Origin of the sequence: Hafnia paralvei (genome assembly GCF_020150375.1) — a bacterium.
GTDB classification, from domain to species: Bacteria; Pseudomonadota; Gammaproteobacteria; order Enterobacterales; family Enterobacteriaceae; genus Hafnia; species Hafnia paralvei.
Genome location: NZ_CP083737.1, coordinates 1,551,067 through 1,570,845, shown reverse-complemented (window position 1 = coordinate 1,570,845; position 19,779 = coordinate 1,551,067). Strand labels below are relative to the sequence as shown.

At 49.3% G+C, this 19,779-nt stretch carries 19 protein-coding genes; 8 read left to right on the top strand and 11 right to left on the bottom strand.

The features are described 5' to 3' along the window. Positions 1-46 precede the first annotated feature (46 nt). The 5 genes from cysK to K9N75_RS07380 all read left to right on the top strand — a co-directional run bounded on the left by cysK (position 47) and on the right by K9N75_RS07380 (position 4,780). Entirely contained in the window at positions 47-1,015 is a 969-nt protein-coding gene (gene cysK, locus K9N75_RS07400) for a cysteine synthase A (protein ID WP_008812850.1), read from the top strand. Positions 1,016-1,415: 400 nt separating this feature from the next. Continuing rightward, positions 1,416-1,673, top strand: coding sequence for a phosphocarrier protein Hpr (ptsH, locus tag K9N75_RS07395; RefSeq protein WP_000487600.1), 258 nt, complete (start codon positions 1,416-1,418; stop codon positions 1,671-1,673). A 50-nt stretch (positions 1,674-1,723) separates the two neighbouring features. Then, positions 1,724-3,451: a phosphoenolpyruvate-protein phosphotransferase PtsI gene (gene ptsI, locus K9N75_RS07390; protein WP_004096190.1), complete on the top strand. Its 1,728-nt coding sequence runs from the start codon at positions 1,724-1,726 to the stop codon at positions 3,449-3,451. A 46-nt stretch (positions 3,452-3,497) separates the two neighbouring features. Next, complete coding sequence (gene crr, locus K9N75_RS07385) at positions 3,498-4,007, top strand: PTS glucose transporter subunit IIA (RefSeq protein ID WP_004096191.1); 510 nt, start codon at positions 3,498-3,500, stop codon at positions 4,005-4,007. A gap of 203 nt (positions 4,008-4,210) precedes the next feature. Further along, complete coding sequence (locus K9N75_RS07380) at positions 4,211-4,780, top strand: protein K (protein WP_224452411.1); 570 nt, start codon at positions 4,211-4,213, stop codon at positions 4,778-4,780. Positions 4,781-4,901: 121 nt separating this feature from the next. On the opposite strand, the gene cysM is transcribed toward K9N75_RS07380, so the two are convergent. From cysM to K9N75_RS07330, 10 genes are all read right to left on the bottom strand, one after another. After that, positions 4,902-5,783: a cysteine synthase CysM gene (gene cysM, locus K9N75_RS07375; RefSeq protein ID WP_008812848.1), complete on the bottom strand. Its 882-nt coding sequence runs from the start codon at positions 5,781-5,783 to the stop codon at positions 4,902-4,904. A gap of 120 nt (positions 5,784-5,903) precedes the next feature. Beyond that, entirely contained in the window at positions 5,904-6,998 is a 1,095-nt protein-coding gene (gene cysA, locus K9N75_RS07370) for a sulfate/thiosulfate ABC transporter ATP-binding protein CysA (RefSeq protein WP_224452410.1), read from the bottom strand. After that, a complete protein-coding gene (gene cysW / locus K9N75_RS07365; RefSeq protein ID WP_008812846.1) occupies positions 6,995-7,873 on the bottom strand; it encodes a sulfate/thiosulfate ABC transporter permease CysW in 879 nt (292 codons plus the stop codon). Before cysW ends, cysA begins: the two co-directional genes overlap by 4 nt. Further along, positions 7,873-8,712, bottom strand: coding sequence for a sulfate/thiosulfate ABC transporter permease CysT (cysT, locus tag K9N75_RS07360; protein ID WP_004096198.1), 840 nt, complete (start codon positions 8,710-8,712; stop codon positions 7,873-7,875). Before cysT ends, cysW begins: the two co-directional genes overlap by 1 nt. Next, positions 8,712-9,716, bottom strand: coding sequence for a sulfate ABC transporter substrate-binding protein (locus K9N75_RS07355; RefSeq protein WP_224452409.1), 1,005 nt, complete (start codon positions 9,714-9,716; stop codon positions 8,712-8,714). Before K9N75_RS07355 ends, cysT begins: the two co-directional genes overlap by 1 nt. A 573-nt stretch (positions 9,717-10,289) precedes the next feature. Further along, the gene (locus K9N75_RS07350) at positions 10,290-11,189 is read right to left on the bottom strand and encodes a Dyp-type peroxidase (RefSeq protein WP_039189500.1); all 900 of its coding nucleotides are present in this window, start codon (positions 11,187-11,189) and stop codon (positions 10,290-10,292) included. Positions 11,190-11,436: 247 nt separating this feature from the next. Continuing rightward, positions 11,437-12,021 carry an RpoE-regulated lipoprotein gene (locus K9N75_RS07345; protein WP_008812843.1) on the bottom strand — a complete coding sequence of 195 codons (585 nt, stop codon included), beginning with the start codon at positions 12,019-12,021 and terminating at the stop codon, positions 11,437-11,439. Between the two features lie 124 nt (positions 12,022-12,145). Further along, positions 12,146-12,595 (bottom strand): DUF2919 domain-containing protein, encoded by a 450-nt coding sequence (locus tag K9N75_RS07340; protein ID WP_008812842.1) that lies wholly within the window; start codon positions 12,593-12,595, stop codon positions 12,146-12,148. 78 nt (positions 12,596-12,673) lie between these two features. After that, positions 12,674-13,099 (bottom strand): GNAT family acetyltransferase, encoded by a 426-nt coding sequence (locus tag K9N75_RS07335; RefSeq protein WP_004096212.1) that lies wholly within the window; start codon positions 13,097-13,099, stop codon positions 12,674-12,676. A gap of 72 nt (positions 13,100-13,171) precedes the next feature. Beyond that, complete coding sequence (locus K9N75_RS07330) at positions 13,172-16,318, bottom strand: beta-galactosidase (protein WP_224452408.1); 3,147 nt, start codon at positions 16,316-16,318, stop codon at positions 13,172-13,174. 288 nt (positions 16,319-16,606) lie between these two features. Between K9N75_RS07330 and amiA the strand changes: the two genes are divergently transcribed. From amiA to K9N75_RS07315, 3 genes are all read left to right on the top strand, one after another. Continuing rightward, positions 16,607-17,479 (top strand): N-acetylmuramoyl-L-alanine amidase AmiA, encoded by an 873-nt coding sequence (gene amiA / locus K9N75_RS07325; protein WP_004096216.1) that lies wholly within the window; start codon positions 16,607-16,609, stop codon positions 17,477-17,479. A 122-nt stretch (positions 17,480-17,601) separates the two neighbouring features. After that, positions 17,602-18,519: an oxygen-dependent coproporphyrinogen oxidase gene (gene hemF / locus K9N75_RS07320; RefSeq protein ID WP_008812840.1), complete on the top strand. Its 918-nt coding sequence runs from the start codon at positions 17,602-17,604 to the stop codon at positions 18,517-18,519. Further along, positions 18,519-18,974: a YaiI/YqxD family protein gene (locus tag K9N75_RS07315; protein WP_004096220.1), complete on the top strand. Its 456-nt coding sequence runs from the start codon at positions 18,519-18,521 to the stop codon at positions 18,972-18,974. The genes hemF and K9N75_RS07315 overlap by 1 nt, the downstream gene beginning before the upstream one ends. Before the next feature lie 12 nt (positions 18,975-18,986). Here K9N75_RS07315 and K9N75_RS07310 read toward each other — a convergent pair whose 3' ends face one another. Beyond that, the gene (locus K9N75_RS07310; RefSeq protein ID WP_061060253.1) at positions 18,987-19,778 is read right to left on the bottom strand and encodes a phosphate/phosphite/phosphonate ABC transporter substrate-binding protein; all 792 of its coding nucleotides are present in this window, start codon (positions 19,776-19,778) and stop codon (positions 18,987-18,989) included. Position 19,779 lies beyond the last annotated feature (1 nt).

Below are 19,779 nucleotides of genomic sequence, written 5' to 3'. Positions count from 1 at the left end.
TGCTCAAGTAATGTTCCCTGAATTTCATAGAGTTAAAGGACGTGCTATGAGCAAGATTTTTGAAGACAACTCCCTGACAATCGGTCATTCGCCGCTTGTTCGTCTGAATCGTATCGGCAATGGTCGTATTTTGGCGAAAGTGGAATCACGTAACCCAAGTTTTAGCGTTAAAGACCGTATCGGCGCCAACATGATTTGGGATGCCGAAAAACGTGGCATTTTGAAACCTGGCATTGAGTTGGTGGAACCAACCAGCGGAAATACCGGTATTGCGTTAGCCTTCGTCGCCGCGGCTCGTGGCTACAAACTCACGTTGACCATGCCAGAAACCATGAGTCTTGAGCGCCGCAAGTTGCTTAAAGCACTCGGTGCCAATCTGGTGCTGACCGAAGGCGCTAAAGGCATGAAAGGCGCTATTGCCAAGGCTGAAGAGATTGTCGCCTCCGACCCGAAACGCTTTGTTCTGCTGCAACAGTTCAGCAACCCTGCCAACCCAGAAATTCATGAGAAAACCACGGGGCCAGAAATTTGGGAAGACACCGATGGCGAAGTGGACGTATTAATCTCCGGCGTTGGCACTGGCGGAACCCTAACAGGCACGACGCGTTATCTGAAAAAAACCAAAGGTAAACAAATTATTACCGTTGCCGTTGAGCCAGAAACGTCGCCGGTCATCACTCAGGCCCTCGCTGGCGAAGAGATTAAACCCGGCCCACATAAAATTCAGGGTATCGGCGCAGGCTTCATTCCAGATAACCTCGATTTAGAGCTGGTTGACCGCGTTGAACTGGTCGGCAACGATGAAGCCATCGCAATGGCGCGCCGCCTGATGGAAGAAGAAGGTATCTTAGCGGGGATCTCATCGGGCGCAGCAGTTGTTGCAGCGGTAAAACTTGCTAACGATCCAGACTTTACTGACAAAACAATTGTGGTTATTCTTCCGTCCTCGGGTGAACGATATTTAAGCACGGCATTGTTCGCAGATCTGTTCACAGAGCAAGAGCTGCAACAGTGATGCTGATGTTCTAAACATGCTAAAAAAGCACCCAACTGGGTGCTTTTTTGTGGTGCAGTTCAAAGTTTTTACCTGCCCAATCTTGCTTTTCCCGCCCGGGTCTAGTATTTAACCAAGCAATTATTTTGAAGCGCGAAATAAAGCACCCGTGCTGTGTCAAGTCGGCTGAATCGATTTACTGATTTGTCCTGAGCGGCACGAAAGCGGCATAATGGGTTGGTAGTGAGAAAACGATTGGGGGCAGTTCCTGCTGTAAATGAACTCTCCTCACTCATTTTCTACAACGCTCAGATTTGCCACTGCTCCACGAGTGAAGCGCTAACTGAAAACAGGCTAAAGTCGAGTCTTTAAGCTAAACTTTAGCCCCACAACATTAATTCAAAAATAGTTGGGGAAACCTATGTTCCAGCAAGAAGTTACGATTACCGCTCCGAATGGTCTGCACACCCGCCCTGCTGCTCAGTTCGTTAAAGAAGCAAAAGGCTTCACCTCAGAAATCACTGTGACTTCTAACGGCAAAAGCGCAAGCGCTAAGAGCCTGTTCAAGCTGCAAACTCTGGGCCTGACCCAAGGTACCGTAGTCACTATCTCCGCTGAAGGCGAAGACGAACAGAAAGCCGTTGAACACTTGGTAAAACTGATGGCAGAACTTGAGTAATTCTCAAGTCCAATCCATTTAGTTTAACCAGTCAACAGTAAGGTAGGGTTATGATTTCAGGTATCTTAGTATCGCCGGGCATTGCTTTTGGTAAAGCACTTTTACTGAAAGAAGATGAGATTATCATCAACCGGAAAAAAATCGCTGCTGAAGAAGTGGAGCAGGAAATCGCTCGTTTTAAAGCTGGTCGTGATAAAGCATCTGAACAGCTGGAAACCATCAGAGTTAAAGCGAGCGAGACCTTTGGCGAAGAGAAAGCCGCCATCTTCGAAGGCCACATCATGTTGTTGGAAGACGAAGAGCTTGAGCAGGAAATCATAGCCCTCATTAAAGACAGCAAAATGACCGCTGACGCTGCGGCTCACGAAGTTGTCGAAGGTCAGGCCAAAGCTCTGGAAGAGCTGGACGATGAATACCTGAAAGAGCGTGCAGCTGACGTACGCGATATCGGTAAACGTCTGCTGATGAACATTCTCGGCATGACCATCGTTGATTTAAGTGCAATTCAAGAAGAAGTTATTCTGGTTGCAACCGATCTGACTCCGTCAGAAACCGCACAGCTAAACCTGAACAAAGTTTTGGGCTTCATTACCGATCTGGGTGGACGTACATCCCACACCTCTATCATGGCGCGTTCTCTGGAACTGCCTGCGATCGTGGGTACTTCTGATGTGACCAAACAAGTCAAAAACGGCGATTTCCTCATTCTGGATGCCGTAAACAACAAAATCTACGTCAATCCGACGGCAGAAATCGTTGAAGAATTGAAAGCGGTACAAAACCAGTACGTTTCTGAAAAGAACGAACTGGTGAAATTGAAAGATCTGCCAGCGATTACGCTGGACGGTCATCAGGTTGAAGTTTGTGCCAATATCGGTACCGTGCGTGATATCGCCGGCGCTGAACGTAACGGTGCAGAAGGCGTTGGTCTGTATCGTACTGAATTCCTGTTCATGGATCGCGATGCGTTCCCAACAGAAGAAGAGCAGTTCCAAGCCTACAAAGCCGTTGCTGAAGGCATGGGTTCTCAGGCCGTTATCGTCCGTACTATGGACATCGGTGGTGACAAAGATCTGCCGTATATGGATCTGCCAAAAGAAGAAAACCCATTCTTGGGCTGGCGTGCCATTCGCATCTGTTTAGATCGCAAAGAAATCCTGCACGCTCAGCTACGCGCTATTCTGCGTGCATCAGCATTCGGTAAGCTGCGTATCATGTTCCCAATGGTGATTTCCGTTGAGGAAGTTCGTGAGCTGAAAGGTGAATTAGAACTGCTTAAAGCCCAACTGCGCGAAGAAGGCAAAGCCTTTGACGAAACGATTGAAGTCGGCGTAATGGTTGAAACACCAGCAGCCGCAACTATCGCTCGCCATTTAGCGAAGGAAGTTGACTTCTTTAGTATTGGGACAAATGACTTAACCCAGTATACTCTAGCGGTAGATCGCGGAAACGAGCTGATTTCTCATCTCTACAACCCTATGTCTCCGTCAGTGTTGACCCTAATCAAACAGGTCATTGACGCGTCTCACGCGGAAGGTAAGTGGACCGGTATGTGCGGCGAGCTTGCTGGTGATGAACGTGCTACACTGCTTCTTTTGGGCATGGGGCTGGATGAGTTCAGCATGAGTTCTATCTCTATCCCTCGCATCAAAAAAATCATTCGTAATTCGAATTTTGAAGATGTGAAGGCACTGGCAGATGAAGCTCTGAACCAGCCAACGGCAGAAGATTTAATGAACGTGGTCAACAAGTTCATTGAAGAAAAAACTCTCTGCTGATTCATGCGCTGGGCGCCGCCCAACATTACTTGCTTAGGAGAAGATCATGGGTTTGTTTGATAAACTGAAATCGCTGGTTTCAGACGACAAAAAAGACACTAGCAGCATTGAGATTTTTGCTCCGCTGTCTGGTGAAATTGTCAACATTGAAGATGTGCCGGACGTTGTATTTGCAGAGAAGATTGTTGGTGATGGTATTGCTATCAAACCAACAGGCAACAAAATGGTTGCACCCGTTGATGGCACCATTGGCAAAATCTTTGAAACAAACCATGCATTCTCAATCGAGTCAGACAGCGGCATTGAGCTGTTCGTCCACTTCGGTATCGACACCGTTGAACTGAAAGGCGAAGGCTTCAAACGCATCGCTGAAGAAGGCCAGCGCGTTAAGAAAGGCGACGTTGTGATCGAATTCGATCTGGCGTTGCTGGAAGAAAAAGCCAAGTCGACCCTGACTCCGGTTGTTATCTCTAACATGGACGAAATCAAAGAGCTGACTAAGCTTTCTGGTACCGTCATTGTTGGCGAAACCCCAGTTATCCGTATCAAAAAGTAAGTTGAATACATCAAGAATGGCGCCTTTGGGCGCCATTTTTTTTGGAACTTTCCTTCTGGGAATCGCTCTTACAAAACAAGGCTCCACCGAACCCATAGCAGAGATCTAGTCGCTAAGATCGTTCTGCTCTTCTTTCCGCAGGCATTAATTTTTATGCCTAACGGCGTATATAAAGTAAAAAGTACAGTGATGGAATACTAAAAATGATCAAAAAAACAATGCTAGCCGCACTCGTTCCAGCCATGCTGGTCATGGGCGGCTGTGATGACGCATCAAAAGAAAAGGCGGCTCCGGTAGCCGATCAGTCCAACGAACAGAGCGCAGCAACGCAACCAAACGCTAATAAAGACCAAGAAACTAATGATGTAGATAAGAAACTAAAAGCAATACAAGATCAATCTACGCCAGAAAAAATTGAACAGTTCAATAAATTACAAGACAACGATACCCAGAAATTTCAACAAGCTGTTGTTTTGGAAATAAAGAAAAAACTGCCGCTCTTAATAGACGAGGCGACGTTGATGTCTGATGTTTCAGCAGAAAACAATGCATTCACATACAAATACATAGTGAAAGGGATTCCAATCAACGTGATTGAAAGCCACGAATGGCAAGAAACGATGAAAAAGACCATAACCAGTAGTTACTGCTCTGACGACGCAAGGGTTACGGTATTTAGGAATTTATTTCCTGAAGGGGTCATTTACAACTACTACGTAAGCGAAAAATTAATATACACCTACAAAGCGCTTCCATCAGTGTGTGGCAAATAAATGTCTATCACACCTGAGGTAGCCTCCACCGGAATCTACCTCAGGACATTTCTATTCCCCTGATGCGTTGTATTATTCTCTGTAACCTTACTCAGGTTCATGTACTGGGTGCTTACATCCGTTAATCAAATACGCCAGTTGAGAGGTAACGATCGCCACGATCGCAAATAATCGCTACAACGACGCTTCCCGGAAACTCCTCAGCCACACGCAACGCCCCTGCAACAGCACCGCCAGAGCTCACTCCACAAAACAGTCCTTCCTCTCGTGCCAAACGCCGCATGGTCTCTTCCGCGAGCAACTGGGACATATCCAGCACCCGATCCACCAGATCAGGACGATAAATCCCCGGCAAATACGCCTGCGGCCAGCGACGGATACCGGGAATACTTGCCCCCTCTGACGGCTGTAAACCGACGATCTGAACCGTATCACTCTGTTGCTTTAAGAAACGCCCCACGCCGGTAATCGTCCCCGTCGTCCCCATACTAGAGACAAAGTGCGTAACCTTACCCTGCGTTTGCTGCCAAATCTCAGGCCCAGTGGTCGTGAAATGTGCCAAAGGATTATCGGCATTATTAAACTGATCCAAAATCAGCCCTTCGCCACGGTCGGCCATCTGCTGTGCGAGATCACGCGCGCCTTCAATGCCCTGCTCGCGGCTAACTAAAATCAGCTCTGCGCCATAGGCGCGCATCGAAGCCTGACGCTCTTTACTCATGTTTTCTGGCATCAGCAATTTCATGCGATAACCTTTCATCGCGGCAATCATCGCCAACGCAATACCCGTATTACCGCTAGTTGCTTCAATCAAGGTATCGCCGGGTTTTATCTCACCACGCAGCTCAGCCTGCTGAATCATAGATAACGCCGCGCGATCCTTAACCGAGCCCGCTGGGTTATTTCCTTCCAGTTTAACCCAGACTTCACTCCCTAAGCCGCTAGCCATACGCTGTAGCTGCACCAAAGGCGTGTTTCCAATACAAGATTCCAGAGAACTCACGAGCGGTTACCTATTTAGCAAAAAGATGAAAAGTTTAGTGTAATGCAAAAGCGGAAATGTTGAAGAGGCACTCTCTAAATCCCCGCCCTCAGAGAAAAGAACGGGGAACGATCAACAAAATTAGGCACTTTTCGCCAAGGCTACAGGTTGCAAGGGCGTATCTCCCGCATACAAACGCGCGTTCAATCCACCAACAAAGTAGTGACCACCGCGTTTAGGAGCTTGTGTTCCGTTACCTTCCAACATCACTACACTGATCGGCTCTGGATGCCAGCCCTGAGGCTGAACAGTGAGCTGCCAGTAATGCCCACGCGGACTCACTTCCAACACATGAACTGGAAGCGGGCAACGGGCGTTGGCCTGTAGGCTCACTTCCATCTCCCAAGGGCGTAGGAACATATCCACTTTACCCTGATGCAGCGGAGAAAAAGCCAGCGGCCAATGATGCTCGCCAATATAAATATGTGAACCACGAATTTCGCCATCCACCTTATTCACCTCTCCCAAAAACTCCAGCACAAAGCGGCTAGCAGGCTCGCGCCAGACGTCATCAGGAGTACCAATTTGTTCAATATTGCCCTGACTCATCACCACAATTTGATCGGCAACTTCCATTGCCTCTTCCTGATCATGAGTCACGAAAACGCTGGTGAATTTTAATTCTTCATGTAGCTGACGCAGCCAACGACGTAGCTCTTTACGCACCTGTGCGTCCAAAGCGCCAAACGGCTCATCTAACAATAAAATCTCTGGCTCTACGGCCAACGCGCGTGCCAGAGCGACGCGCTGTTTCTGTCCACCCGATAGCTGGGAAGGAAAACGGTCAGCTAAATGTGCCAACTGAACCATTTCAAGCAGTTGTTCGACTTTCTGCTTAATCGCCGCTGTTGATGGACGCTCGCGGCGCGGTAGTACGGTTAAGCCAAAGGCCACATTGTCAAAAACGCTCATATGGCGAAACAGGGCGTAGTGCTGAAAAACAAACCCTACGCGGCGATCGCGCGCATGCAGGCGGCTAACATCATGGCCATTGAAACTTAGCTGCCCGCCACTCTGCCCTTCTAGTCCTGCGATAATACGCAGTAACGTCGTTTTACCTGAGCCGGACGGGCCAAGCAGAGCCACCATCTGGCCAGACGGAATGGTCAGTGAAATATCGTTCAGGACTTTGGTACGGCCAAAGTACTTGTTGACCTGTTTAATCTCAATGCTCATTTCGCGCCCTCCCGCTCGGCGTGAACCACTTGGCGGTTCAATCGCCACTGCAGCATATTTTTCAAAAACAACGTGACTATTGCCATCAAGGTCAGAAGCGCTGCGGCGGTAAATGCGCCGGCGGTATTGTAATCCTGATGCAACAACTCAACCTGTAACGGCAGTGTGTAGGTTTCACCACGAATAGAGCCAGAAACCACCGACACCGCACCAAATTCTCCAATCGCTCGTGCATTGGTTAGCACCACGCCATACAGCAATGCCCAGCGAATATTCGGCAGCGTTACGCGACGAAACATCTGCCAACCAGAAGCCCCGAGTAACACGGCAGCCTCATCTTCATGGCTTCCTTGGCTCATCATCACCGGCACCAATTCACGAACCACAAATGGACAAGTTACAAACACCGTGACCATCACCATACCCGGCCACGAGAACATCAATTGGATATCATGCGCATCCAACCATCCGCCCAGAGGACCATTCGAACCATAGAACAGTAGATACAACAGTCCCGCCACCACGGGCGAAACGGCAAAAGGAATATCAATCAGGGTGAGCAACAACTGGCGGCCAGGAAACACAAAACGCGTACACAGCCACGCCAACAAGGTACCGAAGATCAGGTTAACCGGTACCGTAATCAGCGCCACCAGCACCGTGAGCCATATGGCATGCAGCATGTCTGGATCGCTAAGATTCTTCCACACCACGCCAGCGCCTTCAGAAAATGCGATGGCAAAAATTGAAATCATCGGCACCAACAACAGCAATACAGAAAGCAACACGCCGCTGCCAATCAGAAACCATTTCAACCAATCCGTTTTCGGCCGGAGTTGCTGGGCATTGCCCTGCCATGCAGATAAATCAGCCATTAATGCCCCCCGATACGCTTGCCGAAACGGCTCTGTAACGTGTTGATGCTAAATAACAGCAGCAGCGACGCCGCTAAGATAACCGAGGCAATGGCGCTAGCCGCGGGATAATCAAACTCCTGCAGACGAATAAAGATCATCAGCGAAGTCACTTCCGTCTTCCAGGCAATGTTGCCTGCAATAAAAATAACCGCGCCAAACTCACCCAAGCTGCGCGTGAACGAAAGCGCTGTTCCGGCTAATAGCGCCGGGGCAACTTCAGGAAATACCACTTTACGGAAACTCTGCCAACGCGAGGCACCCAGCGTCTGCGCCGCCTCTTCGTACTCAGGACCGAGTTCTTCTAATACAGGCTGAACCGTGCGTACCACAAAGGGAATACTCGTAAATGCCATCGCTACGGCAATGCCCAACCACGTAAAGGCCACTTTGATATCAATCAGCGCCAGCCACTGTCCATACCAACCCGTAGTCGAAAACAGCCCCGCCAGCGTTAGCCCCGCCACCGCGGTCGGCAACGCAAATGGCAAATCCATCAGACCATCCAACAGCGTTTTTCCGGGGAATTCGTAACGAGTTAGGATCCACGCCATCAGCATGCCAAACACGGCGTTGAACACGCTGGCTACCCCCGCCGCCAGCAGCGTCACTTTATAAGCGGCGACCACCTGCGGATTAGTAATCACGTCCCAATACTGCTGCCATGTCATCTGTGCCAGTTGCATAACCAGCGCACTTAACGGCAGCAACAAAATCAGACAGGTATACAGCAGGCTACTGCCCAGACTCAGGGTAAAGCCGGGCAACACCCTTTTCGGCGCAGCGCGAGACAGCAACATTATCGATGTCCTTCCGCTAACAGCTGATCCAACTCTCCGCCCGTAGCGAAGTGCGTTGTCATCACCTCCGGCCAACTCCCGAACTGCTCTTCAACGCGGAACAGTTTGGTTTCAGGGAACTGCTCTTTTGCTGCAGCCATCGCCTGCTTGTCATAAACACGATAGTTAAAGCTGGTGATGATCTTCTGCGCCTCTGGCGAATAGAGGTAATTCAAATAAGCTTTAGCCGCTTTTTCTGTCCCATTCCGTTCGACGTTTTTATCCACCCATGCCACAGGAAACTCCGCCAGAATATCAACCGGAGGAACAATCACTTCGTAACCCGCATCGCCATATTGCTTCTGAATATTTTTCACTTCCGACTCAAAGCTGATCAACACATCGCCCAAATTACGTTCCACAAATGTGGTGGTCGCACCGCGACCGCCGGTATCAAAGACTTCAACGTTACCGAGGAAACGCTTCATCCATTCGCGACTTTTAGCTTGATCGCCACCGTCTTGAAGATTCGCCGCTCCCCAAGCCGCCAGATAGGTATAACGACCGTTACCCGAGGTTTTAGGATTTGGAAAAATCAGTTTCACATCGCTACGGACCAAATCATTCCAGCCGTGGATCTGTTTTGGGTTTCCTTTGCGAACTAAAAACGCCATGGTGGAGTAAAACGGTGAGCTATTGTTTGGCAGACGGGCTTGCCAATCTGCGGGAATAAGGTTGCCGCGATCGTGCAGAATCTGTACATCCGTTACCTGATTGTAGGTCACAACGTCGGCACGCAGGCCCTGTAAAATCGCCAATGCCTGTTTGGAAGAACCCGCATGAGACTGTTTGATCGTCAGCGCCGGATTCCCCTCTTTCTGCCACTGGGTTTCGAAAGCCGGGTTAAGCGCGGCGAAAAGCTCGCGAGAAACATCATAAGAACTGTTCAACAGTTCAGCCGCCGACGCGCTACCAGAAATCAGCAGCGTTGCCAGTGTCCATCCTTTGAGCTTGTTCAGTTTCATCGTTCACCTTCAGTCAGTCTGTGAAAACGACAACTCATGTCGTCTTTATGACTGTTAGTGTATTTATAACTGGAGGCTAACCTGTAACGGTTTTATATATCGTTTAGGACTCAGAAAGCATCAAACGCTATAAGGGGAAGTGTTGGATAGATACAGCGATAACGTTTGCAACCACATGATATTTTTTCCGCGGTTGCAAAAGTTGTTAGAGGAGCAGCTAATTCGCGTAAGTATCTGTCGTTTCAGGAAAATAATGACTCAAAAACTTAATCGATTTCACTCTGTCTTTTTGATCAACACAAAATGACAGGCGCTGATCAAAATAAAAGTAGCCAAAGCACTGGTCGCTGATTTGTTCGTATCCCGTACCATATCGCCGTACTACTTCAGCCACATCATCGCCAACACCAATCGCCAGCGACCAGCGGTTCTCCGGTATAGGCTGTTGCGTTAGGTGAATCGATGAATTCGCGCAGACTTGACGATTTCATCCACCCTGGTATCCAATCCTTTGAATTCTAACGTTCAACATACCTCGAACATCATGTCCGAGATATGTTGAGAATAGTACTACTACAGCGACATTAAACGTTCCAAAGATGGCGCAAAGTAGTAGCTACCGGTAACCGCTTTACTGAAGCGCAATAGCTGATCGCGTTTGCCGTCCAAATCACCAAACATGCTCAACAGCTGTTTCTCAATATTGTGCAAGCGGCCACAATAAGCGACAAACATCAGACCATGAGCACCACTTGCTGTGCCATAAGGCAGACTTTGGCGCAGAATTTTCAGCCCTTTCCCCTCTTCGCTCAGGTCAACGCGGCTGACGTGTGAAGTCTCTGGGCGAGATTCTGGGTCTAGCTCTTCGCTATCATGCTTGGTGCGGCCGATAATTTGCTCTTGCTGCTCGGTGCTGAAACGGCCCCATTGCTTGAGGTTATGTTCCCAACGCTGAACAAACACATAGCTCCCCCCCGCATCAGCGTCATCATTGCCAACCACACCAACGATCGGACGTTGCTCGTCTTTCGGATTTTCAGTGCCGTCAATGAAACCGCTCAGATCACGCTCTTCAACCCAGCGGAAACCATGAATTTCTTCTTCAACCTTAATGGTATTGCCGAACGCAGCTAGCGCTGCCTGAGCCAACGAGAAATTGATATCATGACGCAAAGATTGGATATGGATAAACAGATCGCGCTGAGTTGCAGGTGCTAGCCCCTTACCCAACGGCGTGAACGGTTTTAAATCTGGAGCGCCTACACCGGCGGAAATGTCGCGCCATACGTCGTTACCAAACGCGATAACGGCTCCCAAACGATCCTGTGGGTACTGTTTTTGCAGCGCTTGCAGACTATTTACGAAGGTTTTGCATCCCTGACGCACCGCATCAAGATCGCCTTGCACCAAGGCTTCAATGAAAATACCAAAACGACAATGCTCTAATAAAATACCGCTTTGTGGCTGTGACATTAAAACGTCATCTCCCTTTTTGACTGGTTGCCGCGCTCGCAGACGCGATTTAATTGCGCGTAGTTTACGTGATGCGTGAAGTGTTGCCTTGCTAAAAAACAAGAATTGGAAACAAAAAAGAGGCCATTGAAAAGAGTGAAAACCGGCTTTCAAAGTGAAAGCCGGTTGATTGACGCCGATACACCAAAACTTGCCGCTGCACGAAAGCGACAAATTTGCCTATTCCTAGCAACACACTTAAGTGGGGTTAGATTGCATTAGCATGCCAAACAATCTGGCTAATTTTCCAATCTTTCAATGTATCGTCAGACGGCATTAAACCTTCTGGGCCGCGCCATTCGCCGCTAAACAAATAGCTGACGTGGCGACTCTCTTTGGAAACACATTCGACATCGTTGGCATTATCGCCCTGACCTTTCTGACATACACCGTACGCTTTTTCATACAAATCACTAAACGGTGTACCGATTTTCACGCCCCACGCGGTTTTGATTGCATCACTCTCAACATTCACGCGCTTCACTTTGCCGTTATCATCGCCGCTAATCGTCATCACCACGGTGTCACCATCAAGCGCCTGATAAAACGATGTGACGGTGCCATTACGCGTTCCCATTCCAGAACGCAGACGATAATTATCGTCCAGAGCCTTATTAATCGCAGCCTCATTCAACGGCGTCGACGCATTAATGCCGGCAATCCCCATATCGCTCACTTCAACTGAGCTACCAAACCAGTTCAGCGGCGACATGCTTGACCATGACAGATTACTCATCGTAGAGCAGCCCGTTAATAGCAACGGAACTACCAGCAACAGAGGGCGAAAATTCATGCAAATGCTCCTTGGGATCGGGCGGCGATTAGCCCCCGAAAAAGTTTATCTGGCAGGTTGGAGTTCGCCTGAGAGAAAAAGTGCCGAAACTTTTCAATTTATTCAGCAAAACTCTACATCAAAACTACTCGCTTACGTTGAAGCTATCAATCAAACGCGAGTTGAACAGCAGATAAGCTAACGCAATCAGATCCAGCAACAAGATAGCCAATGACAGCAGGGTCACATCACCACCGTCTGTCCAGAAAGGCACCGCTTGCAACCCCATTTGAACTAAGGTTGTCGCGATCAATACCCAACGCCACACTTTCCAAATACCTTTCCATAAATGGCGGCGGCCGCTCAGTAAAAAACCCAGCGCGGCGGGAAGCCCTGCCAGCATTCCACTCCAGAAGAGTCCCCGGTCAGGATAAAACAGCGTCAGCAAATCCGCTCCCTGTTGACGCGAAGAACCGGCGATAACAAACAGAAACCAGGTTTTAGCCTGTAAGACGAGCACTAGCCAAAACGCCCACGGCAAACTCAGCATGCCGTGGTTGTTAAAATCGTCGGGGGAGTAGCTACGATGAGACATAAAAAAACTCGCGGGAATATCGCCATTACCGGCTCGTTATCGGTTAAAACACCCAATAACGAGCCAACAGCGAAAAATTTAATACTCGTGATCTTCGATTAGCCTTTTACTCATGCACAGCGTGTCCTGAGTCTCATAGTCGAGCTTCTCATACATGCCGATCACGGCGTCATTCTCTTCACCGACTAAGATTTGGATCTTCGGGCAACCGCGCGCGATAAGCTTTTTCTCAAGACGGCTAATTAACGCATTTGCGATGCCACGGCCACGAAAATCAGGATGAACGCCCAGATAATACGCCGTACCGCGATGGCCGTCATAGCCGCCCATGACAGTACCAACCACTTCACCGCCAACTTCTGCCACCAAAAACAGATCGGCGTCGTGATTCAACTTACGCTCGATATCTGTCTCGGGATCGTTCCATGGGCGCAACAGGTCGCAACGCTCCCACAGCGTAGTAACTTCTTCAAAATCAGCTTGTTTAAAAACGCGGATTTCCATGATTCTGACCGTAATTATTTGTATTAATACTTAATTATCGCCGGAATCCTTCGATACGCAACGAAAAAGTTATCATGCTGTTTCTATGGGCTTCTCTGAACACATCTGCCAGATCAGCGAATAAGCATAATGCGTGGCGCTTAACAAAAATTCAGGGCTCACGCTAGGGCTCCACGAATCATCGCCGCCAACCCCCATATGGAAGCCATCAATGTTGACCCAAACCCCCTGTTCTTCGCGCAGTAAATGATGATGCGAGGTTTCAGTCAATTGTTGCTGGCTATAGCGACTAAGTCCAAAGTGAAAATTACCCTGCCACGCCCAGTCTGCAAAATTGAGCTGGCGTGTATAACAGCGTAATCCGTTTTCAGTCGGGAAAATATACGGCGTATGCAGCTCAGAAAGCGGTAGCGTCCAACGCCCATGCTGAGCGGAAAGCAGACGATCAGGGTAATTTTCGTGGGGGCCTAATCCCAGCCACGAGGCATATTCCGCCACGTCGGTTAACTGGCAGCTCAACCCAATACGCGCAGGGGCGGGGATCCCATATGTGACATCAACGTTCACATCAATATGTAGCCGACCCTGTCGGTCAATCAAATAGGTCTTACGGCTAATAAATAGTGGGCGACGTTGATAGGTATAAACATGGGTAGTGCAGATTTGCACGCCGCGAGAAATCAAATCAGCCTCGCATTGCTGTAGATGTGTCTCCAGCGCATACATCCCCGCCTTCTTCCAGCGTTCGACCCAAGCATTAGGATCGATACGTGTCACCTCACTTACACCGATATCATTATCCAAGGGTGCTCGTGTGAAGTTGTCGCAAAGCGGAGTCAGTAAAGAAGCATGCTCATGCCGCCACCATTGTTCAAGCAGCCCCGTCTGCCGACTAAATTGCCAGCGTTGGCTACCCCACTCAATGCTGAATAAATCATCGAACGTATTCAGCGTGGGCAATTCATCCTGAGCATCGCTGACATCTTCTGAATGATCAGCAGGCAACTCTTGTGGCCGCGCTACACGCCATTGCTCCCAAGCACAACGATGATTCGCCTCAGACCAGGTAGTCCTTTTGATTTGACGAATCTCCACATTTAACCACAGCTCGCCATCGCCACAGCGGCTCAGCTCAGGTATCTCTCCCAGAACAATGTGCTGCGACCCTTGCGGCGGTAATAAAATCTCAATGTCCCCCTGCGCAATAAGTTTTCCATCTAAAGCGAGATTCCAGCAAAGTCGCTCGTTGTCGCTGCTACGAAAGAGATACTCGCTGTTCACTTCTATCGTTAACGGATGCTGGCTAAGTAAATGGAACTGGAAAAACTGCTGCGCACGCTGGGCTTCATAAAGCGCGGGATGAGGCGTGCGATCGGGGAAAACTAAACCATTCATGCAGAATTGGCGATCGTTAGGCCTATCGCCAAAATCGCCCCCGTAAGCCCAATGCGGTTCGCCGTTTTCATCTTTTTGGCTCAACGCCTGATCGACCCAATCCCAAACAAAACCGCCCTGTAAGCGCGGATGTTTACGAAACGCTTGCCAATAACGATCAAAGCCACCAAAGCTATTGCCCATTGCATGGGCGTATTCACACAAGATCAACGGTCGCGCTTCATCTGGCATGCCAATCCATTTTTTAATCGACCATTTTGGCACAGTAGGATGCGGCTGATCTTGCTCTACGCGTGCATACATTGGGCACAGAATATCCGTGGCGGCGGTATTAGCGCCCCCTCCCTCATACTGAACCGGACGCGTTGGATCGTTGGTTTTAATCCAGCGATAAAGCGCATCATGGTTACAACCATGACCGGATTCATTTCCCAACGACCAGATAATGATACAAGGATGGTTACGGTCACGTTGCACCATGCGAGTCACTCGCTCGCTCATCGCATTAAACCACACAGGATCGTCGCTCAGACGATTCATCGGCACCATGCCATGAGTTTCAATATTGGCCTCATCCACCACGTATAAACCATATTGATCACACAGTTGATACCATCGCGGATGATTTGGATAATGCGAACAGCGTACCGCATTAAAATTATGCTGTTTCATCAGCATAATATCGCGGCGCATGGTTTCCTCATCCATCACCTGCCCGTTTTCTGGATGATGTTCATGGCGGTTAGTGCCACGGATCAGCAACGGTTTTCCATTCAGCTTTAGCTGACCATGACTGATTTCCACCTGCCGGAACCCAACGTCATAAGCCTCAACGTCAACCACCTTGCCTTGTTCATCCAGCAATGAAATGACCGCACGATAAAGATGAGGCTCTTCAGCACTCCACAGCAGCGGTTTATCCACCTGCAAACGTAGCGTAGTGCGATCGTCATATGCGCCACGCTCATCAATCGTTTCGCTGCAAATAGCCTGTTTCCGCTCTGCCACAAGCTTATGCCCTCGCCATAACGCAACGCGTGCGCAATAGCCCCCAGCGAATTGATTGACATGGATCTGAGCTTCTAATTCAGCGCAATGAAATCCCGCAGCCAAATGGGTACGCAGTTGGATATCATGGAGATGAACACGTGGCTTATGCAGCAAAGTCACATCGCGGAATATACCGCTCATGCGCCACATATCCTGATCTTCCAAGTAACTGCCATCGCTCCAACGTAGCACCATCACGGCGATTCGATTTTTGCCTTTGCGAAGAGCGTGGCTGAGGTCAAATTCGGCTGGTAATCGGCTGTCCTGCGAATAGCCAATCCATTCGCCGTTACACCAAAGATAAAAAGCAGAGTTCACGCCATCAAAAATAATACGGGTTTGCCCTCCCTGCTCTAGCCACTCATCGTCCACGCTAAAGCTAAGTGAATAACATCCAGTCGGATTTTCTTTAGGTACAAAAGGAGGGTTTACGGGAAAGGGATAAGTCACGTTGGTATAAATCGGCGCGTCATAGCCTGCCATTTGCCAATTAGAAGGCACCTGTAGTTCATCTGCATTATCTAGGTCATGCTGCAACCATGCTTCAGGCACTCGCTCTGGCTGGCTAAAATAGCTAAATGCCCAAGCCCCGTTTAATGAAATCAGTTGGTCTGAAGCCTGGCCATCGCGAGCCTCTTGCTCGCTGCGCCAACTGCAAAAAGGCGGATGTGCCGCTAAACGACGATATTGAGTACAAGCAGGATTTTCCCAATCACGACGGAAAAGCACAGCGGACAACGAGCTAAAAGAATTATCAATTTGAACAGATGTCATTATTGAGGTCCTATTAACGATCAATATCATTAACTATCAATACCGCGTAAGTCACCAACATGAATAACAAACGAATGGCTGTAAAGCAGTAAAGATCGGTTAACCGACTGGCTTAACAAAGTCCGTGACATCTGGGCATATCAAACACAGCACAAATTCGCTAACGCTTTGTCATGCTTGATAATAAAAGAAACAAATCGAAATAGTAATCAACTCGATTATTACACTCCCCCCACGCTACTATTCATCACCTGTTTTATCATTAATGGCTAATGAAACATTCATCACATGAAGAATTTCTCACATTTCCGCCTGTTACCTAAATATACGTCTCGTCGCCAGTTTCTGCTGTCTGGATTAGCAGCAATAGCGCTGACAGGAAGTAAAATCGGGGATGCGTCTGCCAACAGCACTGCACTGACCGCAAAACCGGTGAGAAAAGAACCCGGTGCACGCAAGGTGATCATGCTTGATCCCGGTCATGGGGGCATTGACCCTGGAGCAGTGGGGCATCAGGGGGCGAAAGAGAAACATGTGGTGTTGGAAATTGCGCACTATATTCGCGATTACCTGCACAAAAACAGTAACATTGACGTTAAAATGACGCGTGAAGATGATTTCTTTATCCCACTTTATAAACGGGTAGAAATCGCCCACCAGCATCAGGCGGATCTGTTTGTCTCGATTCATGCCGATGGATTCACCAGCCCTACCGCGTCTGGCGCCTCAGTATTTGCGCTATCCAACCGCGGTGCGAGCAGCACAATGGCAAAATATCTCTCTCAGCGTGAAAACGACGCTGACAAAGTTGCGGGAGCCAAATACGCGGATGAAGATAACAACTATCTACAGCAGGTGTTATTCGATCTGGTACAAACCGACACCATCAAAAATAGCCTAACGCTAGGACGTCATCTGCTAGATCACATCAAACCGGTACACCATCTGCACAGCCAACACACTGAACAGGCCGCTTTTGCGGTTCTGAAATCACCCTCTATTCCATCAGTGTTGGTGGAAACGTCATTTATTACCAATCATCAAGAAGAGCAGTTGCTAACGTCGGTCGCATTCCGCCAGAAAATCTCACAGGCCATCGCCACGGGTATCGTAAAATATCTGGATTATTTCGACGCTCACGAACGCCGCCGCCCAAGCTAATACAGAAAGTTAATCCCACAAGAAAGCGATGTTTTCCGCTATACTGTTGCCCTTATTTGCATCGCGAGATGCACTTTTCGCAATATTTTTGCCAATCAATGTAGCTGTGAGCGGAAAACGTCATGAGCAAGCCTTCTTCAGCGCAGGTGAAAGCTTTTTTGCTGAACCTGCAGGACTCCCTGTGCCAACAGATTGCCGCAGCCGATGGTCAATCCACATTTCGTGAAGACAATTGGCAGCGTGAGGCTGGCGGCGGTGGTCGCAGTCGCGTGCTCACTCAGGGCGCCGTTTTTGAACAGGCCGGCGTTAATTTCTCGCACGTTACCGGTGGACAACTCCCCGCTTCCGCCACGGCTCATCGCCCTGAACTCGCGGGTCGTAGCTTCGAAGCCATGGGTGTATCACTGGTCATTCATCCACAAAATCCTTACGTACCCACCAGCCACGCCAACGTGCGTTTCTTTATCGCTGAAAAAGAAGGCGAGGAACCGGTTTGGTGGTTTGGCGGTGGCTTTGACCTCACGCCGTTTTATCCGTTTAAAGACGATGTGCTGCATTGGCACCGCACCGCGCGCAATCTGTGCCTGCCTTTTGGTGAAGATGTTTACCCGCGCTATAAAAAATGGTGTGACGAATATTTCTACATCAAGCACCGTCAGGAGTCTCGCGGCGTAGGGGGGCTGTTCTTTGACGATTTAAATACGCCAGACTTTGATCACTGCTTCGCTTTCATGCAAGCAGTGGGCGCTGGTTTTAGCGACGCCTATTTACCTATCGTCGCCAAACGCAAAGATATGCCATTCAGCGATCGTGAACGTCAATTTCAGTTATATCGCCGTGGGCGCTACGTTGAATTTAATCTGGTCTGGGATCGCGGAACACTGTTTGGTTTGCAAACCGGTGGTCGAACTGAGTCGATTCTCATGTCGATGCCGCCGTTGGTTCGCTGGGAGTATGACTTCCACCCCGAACCGGACTCACCGGAAGCCGCACTGGAGCGTGATTTTTTACCCGTGCAAGACTGGCTGGGAGAAGAATAATGTCAGAAGCCAAACAAATCTGGGTCGATGCTGACGCCTGCCCTAACGTTATCAAAGAAGTGCTGTTTCGTGCCGCCGATCGCGTGGGCATTTTTGTCACGCTGGTTGCCAACCAAACGATCCGAACTCCGCCTTCGCGCTTTATTCGAAGCCTACGCGTCGAGGCGGGTTTTGACGTCGCCGATAACGAAATTGTGCGCCGCGTTAATCCTGGTGACTTAGTTATCACCGCCGATATTCCTTTAGCCGCCGAGGTATTGGAGAAAGGAGGCGTCGCGCTCAACCCTCGTGGGGAGCTTTACACCGAGGCCAATATCAAAGAACGCCTCAACATGCGTGATTTCATGGATACGATGCGTTCCAGCGGTATCCAAACCGGGGGGCCCGCCGCACTGCACCAGCGCGATCGACAAGAATTTGCTAACCAGCTCGATCGCTGGCTGCAAAAACGCTAATCAGCGTACGCATTACAGCCGCGTGACACCTAACGCGGCTGCTCTTAATTTCATCTCGGTACAACGCTGATATTCACTCGCCGCTATGGTGCTAAACCCGCCAATAAATAGACGCGAGCGCACCGCAGACATAGACGGATCCGCGACCATCTTTTTTAGCGCATGGCGTAAACGTAGCAAACGTGCGTCATCTCCTGCTGCAGTGATCAGCGGCAGCGCAGGTGCCGGCGGCGTTTCTCCGATAATTTTTAACCCATTCATGCATTGCGGATCGGCCTTTTGCAATAATGCCAGCGTCACGCAATCAATAGCCGCAATATCCGCATCACCTTGCCTGATCGCCAATAGTGAAGCACGGTGTGAACCGGTCTGTAAGGTATTGGCAAAAAAACGTCCACGACTCGCCAGTGGGGCAATTACCGAGCGCAGCGCGTTATAGCCTGACTGGGAATCCTCGCTGTTATAGGCGGCTTTGCGACCATAAAAAGCGCTAATATCCGCGCCAGCATCCTTCTTTCTGGCAACTAAAAAGCTACGGTAATCATTGCCTTCACAACCCGGAACCCGATAGCGAAACACGCCAACGACTGCGACGTTTTGCTGGAGCGCCTCCTGTAACGGGTAACCGCAAGTCTGGCTGAGTAATAAATCCGGCTGTTGCCAATGGTCATAAAGATCGTCAGGCCAGCACAAAGCCGCGGGCAAATTCGCTTCCCCTTCCTGCGCTAACCAACGGGATAAGCCTTGCCATAACAACTCAACATCCGCTCGATTCACCGCATACATCGGCAACGATACCCGCATG

Excerpts from the sequence above, each read along its gene's own strand:
- K9N75_RS07355 (WP_224452409.1), bottom strand. The coding sequence starts at position 9,716 with ATGAAACTGAACAAGCTCAAAGGATGGACACTGGCAACGCTGCTGATT.
- K9N75_RS07335 (WP_004096212.1), bottom strand. The coding sequence starts at position 13,099 with ATGGAAATCCGCGTTTTTAAACAAGCTGATTTTGAAGAAGTTACTACG.
- cysW (WP_008812846.1), bottom strand. The coding sequence starts at position 7,873 with ATGGCTGATTTATCTGCATGGCAGGGCAATGCCCAGCAACTCCGGCCG.
- K9N75_RS07380 (WP_224452411.1), top strand. The coding sequence starts at position 4,211 with ATGATCAAAAAAACAATGCTAGCCGCACTCGTTCCAGCCATGCTGGTC.
- K9N75_RS07345 (WP_008812843.1), bottom strand. The coding sequence starts at position 12,021 with ATGAATTTTCGCCCTCTGTTGCTGGTAGTTCCGTTGCTATTAACGGGC.
- hemF (WP_008812840.1), top strand. The coding sequence starts at position 17,602 with ATGAGCAAGCCTTCTTCAGCGCAGGTGAAAGCTTTTTTGCTGAACCTG.
- K9N75_RS07315 (WP_004096220.1), top strand. The coding sequence starts at position 18,519 with ATGTCAGAAGCCAAACAAATCTGGGTCGATGCTGACGCCTGCCCTAAC.
- K9N75_RS07310 (WP_061060253.1), bottom strand. The coding sequence starts at position 19,778 with ATGCGGGTATCGTTGCCGATGTATGCGGTGAATCGAGCGGATGTTGAG.
- crr (WP_004096191.1), top strand. The coding sequence starts at position 3,498 with ATGGGTTTGTTTGATAAACTGAAATCGCTGGTTTCAGACGACAAAAAA.
- amiA (WP_004096216.1), top strand. The coding sequence starts at position 16,607 with ATGAAGAATTTCTCACATTTCCGCCTGTTACCTAAATATACGTCTCGT.
- cysA (WP_224452410.1), bottom strand. The coding sequence starts at position 6,998 with ATGAGCATTGAGATTAAACAGGTCAACAAGTACTTTGGCCGTACCAAA.
- K9N75_RS07330 (WP_224452408.1), bottom strand. The coding sequence starts at position 16,318 with ATGACATCTGTTCAAATTGATAATTCTTTTAGCTCGTTGTCCGCTGTG.
- K9N75_RS07350 (WP_039189500.1), bottom strand. The coding sequence starts at position 11,189 with ATGTCACAGCCACAAAGCGGTATTTTATTAGAGCATTGTCGTTTTGGT.
- cysK (WP_008812850.1), top strand. The coding sequence starts at position 47 with ATGAGCAAGATTTTTGAAGACAACTCCCTGACAATCGGTCATTCGCCG.
- K9N75_RS07340 (WP_008812842.1), bottom strand. The coding sequence starts at position 12,595 with ATGTCTCATCGTAGCTACTCCCCCGACGATTTTAACAACCACGGCATG.
- ptsH (WP_000487600.1), top strand. The coding sequence starts at position 1,416 with ATGTTCCAGCAAGAAGTTACGATTACCGCTCCGAATGGTCTGCACACC.
- ptsI (WP_004096190.1), top strand. The coding sequence starts at position 1,724 with ATGATTTCAGGTATCTTAGTATCGCCGGGCATTGCTTTTGGTAAAGCA.
- cysT (WP_004096198.1), bottom strand. The coding sequence starts at position 8,712 with ATGTTGCTGTCTCGCGCTGCGCCGAAAAGGGTGTTGCCCGGCTTTACC.